Source organism: Bacillus sp. FSL K6-1012 (genome assembly GCF_037964915.1).
Lineage (GTDB): Bacteria > Bacillota > Bacilli > Bacillales > Bacillaceae > Bacillus > Bacillus halotolerans.
This window is the reverse complement of the sequence record NZ_CP150175.1, coordinates 2,803,601-2,817,052: the sequence shown is the minus strand read 5'-3', so window position 1 is coordinate 2,817,052 and position 13,452 is coordinate 2,803,601. Positions and strand designations below refer to the sequence as shown.

At 43.2% G+C, this 13,452-nt stretch carries 17 protein-coding genes; 16 read left to right on the top strand and 1 reads right to left on the bottom strand.

Annotation, left to right across the window (positions count from 1 at the left end; genetic code table 11):
• The first annotated feature begins 35 nt into the window (after positions 1-35).
• The 11 genes from NSS75_RS14745 to NSS75_RS14695 all read left to right on the top strand — a co-directional run bounded on the left by NSS75_RS14745 (position 36) and on the right by NSS75_RS14695 (position 9,200).
• Positions 36-302, top strand: coding sequence for an IreB family regulatory phosphoprotein (locus NSS75_RS14745; protein WP_003225903.1), 267 nt, complete (start codon positions 36-38; stop codon positions 300-302).
• A gap of 7 nt (positions 303-309) precedes the next feature.
• The gene (gene ruvX / locus NSS75_RS14740) at positions 310-726 is read left to right on the top strand and encodes a Holliday junction resolvase RuvX (protein ID WP_024122301.1); all 417 of its coding nucleotides are present in this window, start codon (positions 310-312) and stop codon (positions 724-726) included.
• A 17-nt stretch (positions 727-743) separates the two neighbouring features.
• Entirely contained in the window at positions 744-1,025 is a 282-nt protein-coding gene (locus NSS75_RS14735) for a DUF1292 domain-containing protein (protein ID WP_010335105.1), read from the top strand.
• Between the two features lie 127 nt (positions 1,026-1,152).
• Positions 1,153-2,235, top strand: coding sequence for an endolytic transglycosylase MltG (mltG, locus tag NSS75_RS14730; protein WP_216394341.1), 1,083 nt, complete (start codon positions 1,153-1,155; stop codon positions 2,233-2,235).
• A gap of 151 nt (positions 2,236-2,386) precedes the next feature.
• On the top strand, positions 2,387-3,040 hold the full coding sequence (locus NSS75_RS14725) for an O-methyltransferase (RefSeq protein ID WP_024122299.1): 654 nt from the start codon (positions 2,387-2,389) through the stop codon (positions 3,038-3,040).
• 5 nt (positions 3,041-3,045) lie between these two features.
• A complete protein-coding gene (locus NSS75_RS14720; RefSeq protein ID WP_101864613.1) occupies positions 3,046-3,975 on the top strand; it encodes a peptidase U32 family protein in 930 nt (309 codons plus the stop codon).
• 18 nt (positions 3,976-3,993) lie between these two features.
• Positions 3,994-5,262 (top strand): U32 family peptidase, encoded by a 1,269-nt coding sequence (locus tag NSS75_RS14715; RefSeq protein WP_044154332.1) that lies wholly within the window; start codon positions 3,994-3,996, stop codon positions 5,260-5,262.
• 6 nt (positions 5,263-5,268) lie between these two features.
• Positions 5,269-5,904 carry a uridine kinase gene (gene udk / locus NSS75_RS14710; protein WP_010335100.1) on the top strand — a complete coding sequence of 212 codons (636 nt, stop codon included), beginning with the start codon at positions 5,269-5,271 and terminating at the stop codon, positions 5,902-5,904.
• A 248-nt stretch (positions 5,905-6,152) separates the two neighbouring features.
• Complete coding sequence (gene greA, locus NSS75_RS14705) at positions 6,153-6,626, top strand: transcription elongation factor GreA (protein WP_010335099.1); 474 nt, start codon at positions 6,153-6,155, stop codon at positions 6,624-6,626.
• A gap of 53 nt (positions 6,627-6,679) precedes the next feature.
• Positions 6,680-8,434 carry a penicillin-binding protein 2 gene (locus NSS75_RS14700; protein ID WP_024122296.1) on the top strand — a complete coding sequence of 585 codons (1,755 nt, stop codon included), beginning with the start codon at positions 6,680-6,682 and terminating at the stop codon, positions 8,432-8,434.
• A 64-nt stretch (positions 8,435-8,498) separates the two neighbouring features.
• Positions 8,499-9,200, top strand: a complete 702-nt coding sequence (locus NSS75_RS14695; protein ID WP_339233552.1) for a YrrS family protein — start codon at positions 8,499-8,501, stop codon at positions 9,198-9,200.
• A 34-nt stretch (positions 9,201-9,234) separates the two neighbouring features.
• On the opposite strand, the gene NSS75_RS14690 is transcribed toward NSS75_RS14695, so the two are convergent.
• Entirely contained in the window at positions 9,235-9,438 is a 204-nt protein-coding gene (locus NSS75_RS14690; RefSeq protein WP_024122294.1) for a YrzA family protein, read from the bottom strand.
• A gap of 192 nt (positions 9,439-9,630) precedes the next feature.
• Between NSS75_RS14690 and NSS75_RS14685 the strand changes: the two genes are divergently transcribed.
• The 5 genes from NSS75_RS14685 (at position 9,631) to NSS75_RS14665 (ending at position 13,429) form a co-directional block, all read left to right on the top strand.
• The gene (locus NSS75_RS14685) at positions 9,631-10,272 is read left to right on the top strand and encodes a class I SAM-dependent methyltransferase (RefSeq protein WP_024122293.1); all 642 of its coding nucleotides are present in this window, start codon (positions 9,631-9,633) and stop codon (positions 10,270-10,272) included.
• Positions 10,273-10,292: 20 nt separating this feature from the next.
• Entirely contained in the window at positions 10,293-10,988 is a 696-nt protein-coding gene (mtnN, locus tag NSS75_RS14680; protein WP_024122292.1) for a 5'-methylthioadenosine/S-adenosylhomocysteine nucleosidase, read from the top strand.
• A 61-nt stretch (positions 10,989-11,049) separates the two neighbouring features.
• Entirely contained in the window at positions 11,050-11,973 is a 924-nt protein-coding gene (locus tag NSS75_RS14675) for an O-acetylserine dependent cystathionine beta-synthase (protein WP_213417775.1), read from the top strand.
• Between the two features lies 1 nt (position 11,974).
• Complete coding sequence (locus tag NSS75_RS14670) at positions 11,975-13,114, top strand: bifunctional cystathionine gamma-lyase/homocysteine desulfhydrase (protein WP_024122290.1); 1,140 nt, start codon at positions 11,975-11,977, stop codon at positions 13,112-13,114.
• Between the two features lie 84 nt (positions 13,115-13,198).
• Positions 13,199-13,429, top strand: a complete 231-nt coding sequence (locus tag NSS75_RS14665; RefSeq protein ID WP_010335091.1) for a YrhC family protein — start codon at positions 13,199-13,201, stop codon at positions 13,427-13,429.
• The last annotated feature ends 23 nt before the right edge of the window (positions 13,430-13,452 follow it).

Below are 13,452 nucleotides of genomic sequence, written 5' to 3'. Positions count from 1 at the left end.
CTTTGCCTGCGAATTTGGGAAAGAGGTGCAAAACGGTGAGCTCGTTTGATAAAACGATGAAATTTAATTTCTCCGATGATTCTGCCGAGACTAACGTAAATGAGGTGCTGATTACTGTGTATGACGCGCTTCAGGAAAAGGGCTACAATCCAATCAATCAGATTGTCGGATACTTGCTTTCAGGTGATCCCGCTTATATTCCTAGGCATCGTGACGCTCGCAATTTAATTCGCAAACTTGAAAGAGACGAATTAATCGAGGAATTGGTGAAGTCTTATTTAGAACAGCATAAAGAGGCGTAAATAAACAATGAGAATATTAGGGCTCGATTTAGGAACCAAAACACTCGGTGTTGCTCTGAGCGATGAAATGGGCTGGACTGCTCAAGGCATTGAGACCATAAAGATAAATGAAGCAGAGGGCGATTACGGATTACCCCGTTTATCTGAACTGACAAAAGACTATACTATAGATAAGATCGTGCTCGGCTTTCCTAAAAACATGAATGGAACAGTCGGCCCGAGAGGTGAAGCCAGCCAAACATTTGCGAAAGTGCTTGAAACCACGTACAATGTTCCTGTTGTGCTGTGGGACGAGCGTCTTACCACAATGGCGGCTGAAAAAATGCTGATTGCCGCTGATGTCAGCAGGCAGAAACGAAAAAAAGTCATTGATAAAATGGCGGCTGTTATGATTCTGCAAGGATATCTTGACAGCTTAAATTAAAGCCAGAGGTGAATATAATGGAACACGGCGAAAAAAATATTACAATTGTTGACGATCAAGGAAATGAACAGCTTTGCGAAGTGCTGTTTACATTTGAAAACGAAGAGTTTGGCAAATCTTATGTGTTGTACTACCCAATTGAAACAAAGAATGACGAAGAAGTAGAAATTCTTGCTTCCAGCTTTACGCCAAACGAAGATGGTGAAGACGGCGAACTATTCCCGATCGAAACCGATGAAGAATGGGATATGATCGAAGAGACATTAAACACGTTTTTAGCGGAAGAAGACGAAGAGTAAAAACCGCGCCAAAAGCCGGAGCCTATACTGCTCCGGCTTTTTTTCTGCTTATAAAGAGACTTTTTTTGTAATAAATTGCCGAAACAGCATGAATCATGTAGTATAAAAGCTGATGGGAGGAGACCTTATGTATATTAATCAGCAAAAAAAATCATTTTTAAATAAAAAAAGAATTGTACTGTCTTCCATTATTGTGCTGCTTCTCATCATAGGCGGAGCATTTTTATATGGGAAATCACTGCTGGAACCTGTTGAAAAAAACAATAAAACGACAGTTAATATTAACATTCCGAGCGGATCGTCTGTATCTGCGATCGCATCGATTTTGAAGGAAAACAATGTCATAAAAAGTGAAAAGGCATTTCAGTACTATGTGAAATATAAAAAAGCTTCCGGATTCCAAGCCGGGTACTACCATCTGAACAAAGGAATGGATCTGGATGCCATTATCAAGAAGCTGACAAGCGGAGCAACAAACTACGCCTTTCAAATCACGGTCCCTGAGGGGAAACAGCTGACACAGATCGCCGACGCCATTGCGGAGGAAACGAAATACTCAACAAAACAGGTCATGGCAAAGCTGGACGATAAAACGTTTATCAATCAGCTGAAAAAGGAATTTCCGGACACCGTTACAAACGATGTTTTTCAGAAAAATATAAAGCATCCGCTGGAAGGATACCTATTCCCGGCTACATATCCATTCCACGATCCGGATACGTCGCTTGAGAACATCATAACTGAGATGATGAAACAGACAGATTCTTATGTGAAAACATACAAAACAGAAATGAAGAAAGAAAAGCTTTCTGTGCATAAGCTGCTGACGATGGCTTCTTTGATCGAAGAGGAAGCGACTGAAAAAGCGGATCGCCATAAAATTTCCAGCGTCTTTTATAACAGGCTGAAAAAGAAGATGCCGCTTCAGACCGATCCGACCGTCTTGTACGCGGCTGGCAAACATAAAGACCGGGTGCTTTATAAAGACCTTGAAATCGATTCGCCGTACAATACGTATAAAAACACCGGTCTGCCGCCAGGACCGATTGCCAATGCCGGAATGTCGTCATGGGAAGCGGCGCTTCATCCGGATAAAACGGACTATCTGTACTTTTTAGCAAAATCAAACGGTGAGGTCGTATTTACGAAAACATTAAAAGAACATAATAAAGCAAAAGAAAAATATATTTCGGCAAAAAATCAGAAATAAAAGGAGAGCAAAAGCTCTCCTTTTATTCGCATTCCGCAAGGTTTTATGATAAAATATATCGGGTTGTTTACTAACGTATACAAGTTGTGCTCAGAGAGTGTCCTGTGTCAAAGACTGGGGCACTCCTTTTTAGAACGGGAGGCTGTTTATTGTGACAGACCGCTATGAACAAATAAATGACTATATAGAAGCATTATTGAAGCCTCAGCCGGATAACGTGAGGAAACTGGAAGCATATGCGGAAGAACATCATGTTCCGATTATGGAAAAAGCGGGCATAGAAGTGTTGCTCCAAATTTTGTCTGTCAAACAGGCGAAGAAAATACTGGAGATCGGAACGGCTATCGGTTACTCGGCCATTCGAATGGCGCTGGCACTGCCGTCTGCAGAAATATATACGATTGAACGCAATGAGACACGCCATGAGGAAGCTGTTAACAACATAAAGGATTTTCAGCTTGATGACCGAATCCATGTGTTTTACGGGGACGCGCTCGAATTAGCAGAAGCCGTTCATGTCACAGCGCCATATGATGTGATTTTCATTGATGCTGCTAAAGGTCAATATCAAAACTTTTTTCACTTATATGAACCGATGCTTTCGCCAGACGGGGTGATTTTAACAGACAACGTGCTGTTTAAAGGTCTGGTGGCAGAGGATTACAGCAAAATAGAACCAAAAAGAAGGCGCAGGCTGGTATCAAAAATCGATGAGTATAATCATTGGCTGATGAATCATCCGGATTATCAAACTGCGATTATCCCTGTTGGGGACGGGCTTGCGATCAGTAAAAAGAAGAGGTGAACGTCATGAAAAAGCCAGAGCTCTTAGTCACACCGACAAGTACGGCAGACATTTTGCCGCTGATTCAGGCGGGGGCAACTGCGTTTTTAGTTGGGGAACAGAGATACGGTCTGAGATTAGCGGGGGAATTTTCCCGTGAGGATGTAACGAAAGCGGTAGACATTGCCCATAACGAAGGTGCAAAAGTATACGTTGCCGTAAATGGAATTTTTCATAACGATAAAGTGGGAGAACTTGGCGATTATCTCGCTTTCTTAGCGGAAACGGGCGTTGATGCGGCTGTATTCGGCGATCCTGCGGTTCTTATGGCTGCACGTGAATCAGCGCCGGAGCTGAAGCTTCATTGGAGCACAGAAACGACAGGAACCAACTATTATACATGCAACTACTGGGGACGTAAAGGCGCAGCTCGATCTGTGCTTGCCAGAGAATTAAATATGGACAGCATTGTTGAGATCAAAGAAAACGCAGAAGTTGAAATTGAAGTTCAGGTGCATGGAATGACCTGCATGTTCCAGTCGAAACGTTCCTTGATCGGAAACTATTTCGAATACCAAGGCAAAGTCATGGACATTGAAAGAAAGAAAAAAGAATCCGGCATGTTCCTGCATGATAAGGAACGCCATAATAAATATCCGATTTTCGAAGATGAGAACGGCACACATATCATGAGCCCGAACGATGTGTGTATCATTGATGAACTTGAAGATCTAATAGATGCGGGAGTCGATTCGTTCAAAATCGACGGTGTTCTGAAATCATCTGAATACTTAGTGGAAGTCACCAGCATGTACAGAGAAGCGATTGATCTGTGTGCGGAAAACCGTGACGATTACGAAGCGAAAAAAGAAGACTGGATCGAACGTATTGAAAACATTCAGCCAGTAAACAGAAAAATAGATACCGGCTTCTTCTTTAAAGAAACGGTTTATTAATGAAAAGGAGGTTACGTTATGACTGCCGTAAATGATAAGATTTCTAAAATAGTTGATGGTAAGCGTGTGATTACGAAAAAGCCAGAGCTTCTCGCGCCTGCGGGGAATCTTGAAAAGCTGAAAATTGCTGTGCATTACGGAGCGGATGCCGTCTTTATCGGAGGGCAGGAATACGGGCTTCGTTCGAATGCGGATAACTTTACGATTGAAGAAATCGCAGAGGGCGTGGAATTTGCGAAAAAATACGGCGCGAAAATTTACGTCACGACAAATATTTTTGCCCACAATGAGAATATTGACGGGCTTGAAGATTATTTAAAAGCTCTCGGTGACGCCAATGTTGCCGGCATCATTGTGGCAGATCCGCTTATTATCGAAACCTGCCGCAGAGTAGCTCCTCATGTTGAGGTTCACTTGAGCACGCAGCAATCTCTCTCCAACTGGAAGGCTGTTCAGTTCTGGAAGGAAGAAGGGCTTGACCGTGTGGTATTAGCCCGTGAGACAAGCGCGCTCGAAATCAGAGAAATGAAAGAAAAAGTAGATATCGAAATTGAATCCTTTATTCACGGTGCGATGTGTATTGCATACTCCGGCCGCTGTGTCTTGAGCAATCACATGACAGCCCGCGATTCCAACCGTGGAGGCTGCTGCCAGTCATGCCGCTGGGATTATGATTTATATCAAACCGACGGTGCCAATGCCGTTGCTTTATACAGTGAAGAAGACGCTCCGTTTGCAATGAGTCCGAAAGACTTGAAGCTGATTGAGTCGATTCCGAAAATGATTGAAATGGGCATCGACAGCTTAAAGATTGAAGGACGGATGAAATCCATTCACTACGTAGCGACAGTTGTCAGCGTATATCGTAAAGTGATTGACGCTTATTGCGCTGATCCCGATAACTTTGTGATTCAAAAAGAATGGCTGGAAGAGCTTGATAAATGCGCCAACCGTGACACTGCGACAGCTTTCTTCGAAGGAACACCAGGCTATGAAGAGCAAATGTTTGGCGAACACGGCAAAAAAACAACATTTGATTTTGTCGGCTTAGTGCTGAATTATGATGAGGATACACAAATGGTCACTCTTCAGCAGCGCAATTTCTTCAAAAAAGGCGACGAAGTAGAATTTTTCGGTCCGGAAATCGAAAACTTTACACATACGATTGAAACCATTTGGGACGAAGACGGAAATGAGCTAGACGCTGCCCGCCATCCCCTGCAAATTGTCAAATTCAAATTAGACAAAAAGATTTATCCGAGCAACATGATGAGAAAGGGGAAGTAATCACCCATGGGTAAGAGTCCAGTAGTCATTGGAATCGCAGGAGGTTCCGGTTCAGGAAAAACGAGTGTAACACGTTCAATTTATGAACAATTCAAAGGGCACTCGATTTTAATGATCCAGCAAGACCTCTATTATAAAGACCAAAGCCATCTTCCATTTGAAGAAAGGCTGAATACAAACTATGATCATCCGCTTGCGTTTGATAATGACTATTTAATCGAGCATATTCAAGACCTATTGAATTACCGTCCGATTGAAAAGCCGATTTACGATTATAAGCTTCACACACGGTCAGAAGAAACGGTTCACGTAGAGCCGAAAGACGTGATTATTCTTGAAGGCATTCTTGTTCTTGAAGATAAAAGGCTGCGCGACCTGATGGATATCAAGCTTTACGTTGACACAGACGCTGACTTGCGCATCATCAGACGGATTATGAGAGATATTAATGAGCGCGGACGCTCTATTGATTCTGTCATTGAACAATATGTGTCTGTTGTCCGCCCGATGCACAATCAATTCGTTGAGCCGACAAAGCGATACGCTGATATTATTATCCCGGAAGGCGGACAAAATCACGTTGCAATTGATCTGATGGTCACAAAAATTCAAACCATTCTTGAACAAAACGCGATTTTGTAATACCATAGCATAGACATAAATAACTCTGACCATATTATGTATAGGCAGGAAGGGGATGTGTAAATTCCCTTCTTTCCCTGTTTATAAACGCGAAATATTTGCAGAACCACAAGATTCAGTTTAAGATAAACAGTACCAATATGGGAGAGAAGAACGAGGACTGCCCTGTGTTCTCATTCTTGTATTTTAGTTTATGCTCTCATACATAATCGAAGATGTTGAGGGACAACCAGAAGGAGTGAAGGGACATGGCACAAGAGAAAGTTTTTCCTATGACTGTAGAAGGAAAACAAAAACTTGAACAAGAATTAGAATATTTGAAAACGGTTAAACGAAAAGAAGTAGTAGAGCGCATCAAAATCGCGAGAAGTTTCGGGGATCTTTCCGAAAACTCTGAATACGACTCAGCGAAAGAAGAGCAGGCATTCGTAGAGGGCCGTGTAACGACTCTTGAGAATATGATCCGCAATGCGAAAATCATTGAAGATGACGGCGGCTCTAACGTTGTCGGTTTAGGTAAAACCGTCACTTTCGTCGAACTGCCTGATGGTGATGAAGAATCTTATACAATCGTCGGAAGCGCTGAAGCTGATCCGTTTGAAGGGAAAATTTCAAACGACTCGCCGATCGCTAAAAGCCTGCTTGGCAAAAAAGTAGATGATGAAGTCACAGTTCAGACGCCGGGCGGAGAAATGCTCGTGAAAATTGTGAAAATTTCATAATATCCGTTTAGCAAAGAAACACCTCGTCCACAATGTGGGTGAGGTGTTTTTTTATGAAGTTATCGAAACGAATGAAGCTGGCTGTCCTGGCTTTTTTAATCGTGTTTTTTCTGCTTTTGCTGAGGCTCGCGGAAATCCAGCTGTTTTTCACAGAATCATTTTCGAAAAAGAAAATTAATTTAATACAGGAAAGTGTTAATCAGCGGACGGAGGAAGTGCTCATTTCTGACGGCAGAGGATCGTTTTTAGATCGAAACGGCCAAGCGCTGACGGGTACAAGCGAGCCTGCGGTTGTCTTGTTCCCTTTTCTGTTAACGCAGGACTGGCCGATTAAAAAAGTCGCAGAGATTCTCGGCATGTCTGAAGATGATTTGCATCAGACTCTTGCAAAATCGAAAAAACCAGTTATTTTACATCAAAAGAAAATCAAAACACTTTCGAAGGAATCTATCACAAAAATCAATTCTTTGAAATATCCTGGCATTTACGGCGTATATATGGAGAATGAAGACAAGCCCAGTCTTGCCTCGCATACGATAGGCACAACCAATCAAGATCCGGCGCTTCTCCGCAATAAGTATCCAGAAAAGGAAAACCTGCCGATTAAAACGAAAATCGGCACAACTGGTTTAGAACGGACATTTGATGAGTTTTTGCTCCCGGAACAGGACACGAAGCTTTTGTATCATGTGGACGGAAAAGGAAACCCTTTGTTCGGCATGGACGTCAAATATACAGCTGAGGCCAACTCATTTTATCCGCTCCAAGTCAAAACAACGATTGATCAAAGCATTCAAAAAGCGATAGAAGGCATACTAGATGATCAGGGGCTGAAAAAAGGAGGAGCGGTGCTGCTGGACATCGAAAAGAGCAGTGTGTTGGGCATCGTAAGCAAACCGGATGCCGATGTGTCCAGACAAAACACGCTTCAAAATTATATGCTGACGCCAATCTATCCCGGCTCCGTTTTTAAAACTGTGATAGCGGCAGCTGCGATTGAGCATAACGCGGTAAAGCCGAGTCAAACCTTTAATTGTAATTTAAACCTGTACGGCGAACCGGGAGACGACAAAGGAACCCTGTCCTTTGAAGAAAGTTTCGCACAAAGCTGCAATTACACGTTTACAAGTCTTGCCGAACAATTAATGAAGAAAGACCATTCCGTCATTGAAGACATGTCAGAAAAGCTGTCCCTTACAGATCGGGCAGGCTGGGAAGGAAAACTGTACCACGAGTCAGATTTCCGCCAATTCTATAATGAAAAAAGCGGTGTGATTTGGGGGGATGAAAAAGACAAATCAGTCAAAAAAGCAATTGCGCAAACAGCGATCGGGCAGAAAAATGTAAAGGTAACGCCGCTTGAGGTAGCTAATATGATGGCGACAATCGCCCGCGGCGGTGAAAAGCGGCAGGTGAAAATCGCAGAGCAGATTGAATACAAAAACGGCACAACGCTCGTCAAGTTTAAAGATCAGAAGCTTAAAGGAGAAACAATAGACAAATATACGGCACAGCAGCTTCAAAAAATGCTGCGGCGGGTGGTGGAATCTCCTTCCGGAACGGGCAGAAGGTTTCAGGATCTCTCGTATACTGTAGCAGGGAAGTCAGGCACCGCCCAGACAGGCAAGCTTTCAAAAGATAAAGAAACGCTTTATGAAAAATGGTTTGCCGGGTATTTTCCCGCGGATAAGCCGAAATACGCGCTTGTCGTATTGCACATGGATACGCCGGGGGATAAGGCTCTGACAAATTCGGTGTTTTATGATATTGTTAAAAAAGTACACGAAATTGAAATCAATCAGAAATAGAACAACTTCTCAGCACATGGTAAAATATATGCTGAGCCAAGAGGGATAAAGGAGTGCAGAATTATTGAGCAATAATCAATCTCGTTATGAAAACCGTGATAAGCGCAGGAAAGCTAATTTAGTGCTTAACATCTTAATCGCAATCGTATCTATTCTAATTGTTGTAGTAGCAGCCAATCTCTTCATTAACAGTCCTTCTAGCAAAGATGTCAGCAAGGATTCTGAAACGGCGCAAAAACAGGAATCTCCGGCTTCAGGAAAGACGGAAAAGAAATCGGATGAGGATATAAAAGACAGTAAGAAAGATACATCTGACAGCGAAAAGGATTCTGAGAAATCTTCTGACTCAGATTCAGATTCCAAAAAAGATGATTCTTCTAAAAGTGATGACTCTGATTCTGATTCAGACTCAAATTCAGATGACCCGCTTAAAGACGCAAAAGTCACAGATGGCGGCTCATCAAGTGATGTGGAAAAAACGTATGAAAATCCTGACTGGAAAGCAGTCGGAACTGAGCAGAAGGGCGAGCATGCTGCCACTTATGACTCAAGCTCACAAGACTGGGCTGAGATGCTGAAAGCCATATCATATGCAACCGGTGTTTCAACAGATAACATGACCGTGCTCTGGCTCGGAAATAACGGCAGCCCTCAGGATGCCAAAGGTAAGATTTTAGATAAAACGAGCGGAGAGAAATATCAAGTAACGATTACATGGGTTGATGAAAAAGGCTGGAAGCCGACAAAAGTAGAAAAATTAAAATAAACAAAAGCAGCCGAATCTTTCGGCTGCTTTTGTTTTACACCTCAGCCGCAAAATGAACAACGGCGCTGTAAAAAAATTTTCCGTCTGCCACAGCAGTTTGATGCGAGACAGATTTCACACGCAGCATGATTGCTTTATTGTTTTCAATTTGTGTGTTGATTTTCTTTTCAAGCTCCTGCAATGATGCCGCTTCGAAAAATTCTACTTTGTCTTTAATCAGATCCAATTGAAAATTCATCTTTCGACCCCTCCGCCTTTACAAGTCATATGAAGTATAAGCCTTTTTACGCTGTACGCGCAATATATGACTGGATAAAAAACACAAAGTGTTTTAGTACCTACTTTCAAGAAGATATGGTAAGATAGGAACTGTTCCATCATTAATTCATAGTATGCTTATAGGAATTATAAAATATGGAGTGTGACAACTATGGGACGTGAATTTATCCCTCTTTTTGAGGATTGGGCCGCAACTTACGATCAAACAGTTCAAGGTTTTGATATTCAGTATAAAGAGGCGTTCAGAGGCTATGATGATATTTTGAATGCCATTGTCAGCCGGTCAGGGATTCGTGTATTAGAATTTGGGCCAGGGACCGGCAACTTGACAGCGAAACTGCTTGAAGCGGGGAAATCTGTATTTGGAGTCGAGCCGTCTCCGGCGATGCGCAAGTTAGCATCTGACAAGCTTCGCGGCAGGGCGGAAATTGTTGACGGAGACTTCCTGACATTCCCTGAACCGCCATTTCAGGCTGACACGATTGTCAGTTCATATGCTTTTCATCATTTGACTGACGAAGAAAAACGAGCCGCAATAAAGCAATATGGCAAATACCTTCACATGCATGATAAAATAGTGTTTGCCGATACTGTCTTTGAACACGAGGAAGCGTATAATCAAGCCATTGATAAAGCACGTTCTCAGGGCTTCTATCAGCTGGCGAATGATTTAAAGACAGAGCATTATCCCACATTGGAAACGATGAAAGAGATGTTTACAGCTGAAGGTTTTGCAGTCCAATTCATTCAGCAAAACGACTTCGTGTGGATAATGGAGGCGATCAAACGGTAAAGTGAAGGGAATGTGTATAGATGAAACTAGCAGTCATCGGAGCAATGGAAGAGGAAGTAACCATCCTAAGAAACAAACTGGAAAATGCAAAAACAGAAACGATCGCGCACTGTGAATTTACAACAGGCCAATATGAAGGAACTGAAGTCATTCTTTTAAAATCAGGAATCGGAAAAGTGAATGCTGCGATCAGCACGACACTTCTGCTTGATCGCTACAAGCCTGATTATGTGATTAACACAGGCTCAGCGGGCGGATTTCATCATACACTGAATGTGGGAGACGTCGTCATTTCTACTGACGTTCGCCATCATGATGTAGATGTAACGGCCTTTGATTATGAATACGGACAGGTGCCAGGCCTTCCGGCTGCTTACGCCGCAGATGAAAAGCTGATCAGCATTACTGAAGAAGCGATTTCTGAGCTTGACGGCATTCAAGTTGCAAAAGGAACGATCGCAACAGGTGATTCTTTTATGAATGATCCGAAGCGGGTCGAAGAGGTGCGTGCGAGATTTTCTGATCTGTATGCGGTTGAAATGGAGGCAGCGGCAGTCGCTCAAGTGTGCCACCAGTTTAAAACGCCGTTTGTTGTGATCAGAGCATTATCTGATATCGCAGGAAAAGAATCACATGTATCATTTGACCAATTTTTAGAGCAGGCCGCTGTTCACTCAACAGAGCTTGTGTTAAAAGTGATCAAACGAATTCATTAAAACGGGGGAGTGTTCTCCTCCGTTTTCCCTAAAACAACCTCTATCAAGGAGGAGGACATATATGACAGTTATTACGGACATTACGGAGCTGATTGGGAATACACCGCTTCTCCGCTTGAAGAATTTTGATATTCCTGAAGGAGTGGCTGTATATGCCAAGCTGGAAATGATGAACCCTGGCGGAAGCATAAAAGACAGACTGGGAGATATGCTGATTCGTGACGCCCTGGATTCAGGCAAAGTGAAGCCCGGGGGAGTCATTATAGAGGCAACGGCCGGAAATACAGGTATCGGGCTTGCCCTTAACGCCAGAAAACATGGTTTAAAAGCCATTTTCTGTGTTCCGGAACATTTCAGCAAAGAAAAGCAGCAAATTATGCAGGCGCTAGGAGCGTCAATCGTGCATACGCCGCGTAAAGACGGAATGCAGGGAGCCATTCGAAAAGCGATACAGCTGGAGAGGGAAATTGATAATTCCTATTGTGTTTTGCAATTTAAAAACCGAGTAAATCCATCGACTTACTATAAGACTCTTGGGCCTGAAATATGGAAAGCGCTTGACGGCAATATTCATACGTTTGTCGCGGGGGCAGGATCAGGAGGCACATTCGCGGGAACAGCATCCTTCTTAAAAGAAAAACATCCCGCAGTCAAAACAGTGATTGTCGAACCGGAAGGCTCCATATTAAACGGCGGAGAGCCTCATGCTCATAAAACAGAAGGGATCGGCATGGAGTTTATCCCTGACTATATGGATGAAAGCCATTTTGATGCAATATATACGGTAACAGATGAGAATGCTTTTAGACTTGTTAAAGAAGCGGCTGAAAAAGAGGGCCTGCTGATCGGAAGCTCTTCAGGTGCAGCGCTTTATGCGGCATTGGAGGAAGCGAAAAAATCGTCTGCCGGAACAAATATTGTCACAGTATTCCCAGACAGCAGTGATCGGTATATCAGCAAACATATATACGAAGGAGGCATCTGATATGAAGAAAAAAACATTGATGGTACATGGCGGGATCACAGGTGATGAGAAAACAGGAGCTGTTTCCGTTCCGATATATCAAGTGAGCACGTACAAGCAGCCAAAAGCAGGCCAGCATACCGGCTATGAATATTCAAGAACGGCCAACCCGACAAGAACTGCACTGGAAACGCTTGTGACAGAGCTCGAAGCCGGGGAAGCAGGTTATGCGTTCAGCTCAGGAATGGCTGCAATTACAGCTGTTATGATGCTGTTTAACAGCGGAGACCATGTGGTTTTGACTGATGACGTGTACGGCGGGACATATCGAGTGATGACAAAGGTGCTTAACCGTCTCGGCATTGAATCAACTTTTGTGGATACAAGCAGCAGAGAAGAAGTCGAAAAAGCGATTCGTCCCAATACAAAGGCAATTTATATTGAGACACCGACAAATCCGCTTCTCAAAATCACCGATTTATCACTGATGGCAGATATTGCGAAAAAAGCGGGGGTTCTTCTAATCGTAGACAACACCTTTAATACACCATATTTTCAGCAGCCGCTTACTTTAGGCGCTGATATCGTACTTCACAGTGCGACTAAATATCTCGGCGGGCACAGTGATGTTGTCGGCGGTTTAGTTATTACAGCTTCGAAAGAGCTTGGAGAAGAGCTGCATTTTGTGCAAAATTCAACAGGCGGCGTGCTCGGCCCTCAGGATTCATGGCTGTTAATGAGAGGGATCAAAACACTGGGGCTCAGAATGGAAGCAATCGATCAAAACGCGCGGAAAATCGCAAGCTTTCTTGAGCAGCATCCTGCTGTTCAAACGTTATATTACCCTGGTTCTCCAAACCATCCGGGACATGAGCTTGCGAAATCTCAAGGATCAGGCTTTGGAGGCATGATCTCCTTTGATATTGGCAGTGAAGAGCGAGTGGATGCCTTTTTAGGCAAACTTAAGCTGTTTACAATTGCAGAAAGCCTGGGCGCTGTAGAAAGCTTAATTTCTGTTCCGGCTAGAATGACACATGCTTCTATTCCGAGAGAGCGCCGGCTTGAACTCGGCATTACGGACGGCTTGATCAGAATCTCTGTGGGAATAGAGGATGGGGAGGATTTGCTGGAAGATATCGAGCAGGCTCTTAACATTTTATAACAAATGGATAGATTTACTTTCTCTGTAAGCTGCCAGAGTATATTATAATAGTCGTATACTATGAATCTGGCAGGTGATTCTTTTATGAAGAAGAATAGAATGAAATCATTAAAAGAAGACTACAAGCATTTCGCTTTTACCTTGCTTGCAGTCAGCACTTTTTTATATATAGGCGCGGTTCTTCCTGATCAGGGCTTAACGTTAGGCCAGAAATCAGTTATGTTTATGACGGATTGCGTGTTTTTAGCTGGCGCTTTCTTTTGCGCCGACCGTTCACTTGTATATAAGAAGCGCTTGGAAGAAGCCGACGAATAAAAAAACAGCCATCAACTGATGGC

What these genes read in the sequence shown, in the direction of transcription:
- NSS75_RS14665 (WP_010335091.1), top strand. Translation starts at nt 13,199, where the DNA reads ATGAAGAAGAATAGAATGAAATCATTAAAAGAAGACTACAAGCATTTC.
- greA (WP_010335099.1), top strand. Translation starts at nt 6,153, where the DNA reads ATGGCACAAGAGAAAGTTTTTCCTATGACTGTAGAAGGAAAACAAAAA.
- NSS75_RS14720 (WP_101864613.1), top strand. Translation starts at nt 3,046, where the DNA reads ATGAAAAAGCCAGAGCTCTTAGTCACACCGACAAGTACGGCAGACATT.
- NSS75_RS14735 (WP_010335105.1), top strand. Translation starts at nt 744, where the DNA reads ATGGAACACGGCGAAAAAAATATTACAATTGTTGACGATCAAGGAAAT.
- mltG (WP_216394341.1), top strand. Translation starts at nt 1,153, where the DNA reads ATGTATATTAATCAGCAAAAAAAATCATTTTTAAATAAAAAAAGAATT.
- NSS75_RS14685 (WP_024122293.1), top strand. Translation starts at nt 9,631, where the DNA reads ATGGGACGTGAATTTATCCCTCTTTTTGAGGATTGGGCCGCAACTTAC.
- ruvX (WP_024122301.1), top strand. Translation starts at nt 310, where the DNA reads ATGAGAATATTAGGGCTCGATTTAGGAACCAAAACACTCGGTGTTGCT.
- NSS75_RS14670 (WP_024122290.1), top strand. Translation starts at nt 11,975, where the DNA reads ATGAAGAAAAAAACATTGATGGTACATGGCGGGATCACAGGTGATGAG.
- mtnN (WP_024122292.1), top strand. Translation starts at nt 10,293, where the DNA reads ATGAAACTAGCAGTCATCGGAGCAATGGAAGAGGAAGTAACCATCCTA.
- NSS75_RS14700 (WP_024122296.1), top strand. Translation starts at nt 6,680, where the DNA reads ATGAAGTTATCGAAACGAATGAAGCTGGCTGTCCTGGCTTTTTTAATC.
- udk (WP_010335100.1), top strand. Translation starts at nt 5,269, where the DNA reads ATGGGTAAGAGTCCAGTAGTCATTGGAATCGCAGGAGGTTCCGGTTCA.
- NSS75_RS14715 (WP_044154332.1), top strand. Translation starts at nt 3,994, where the DNA reads ATGACTGCCGTAAATGATAAGATTTCTAAAATAGTTGATGGTAAGCGT.
- NSS75_RS14675 (WP_213417775.1), top strand. Translation starts at nt 11,050, where the DNA reads ATGACAGTTATTACGGACATTACGGAGCTGATTGGGAATACACCGCTT.
- NSS75_RS14690 (WP_024122294.1), bottom strand. Translation starts at nt 9,438, where the DNA reads ATGAATTTTCAATTGGATCTGATTAAAGACAAAGTAGAATTTTTCGAA.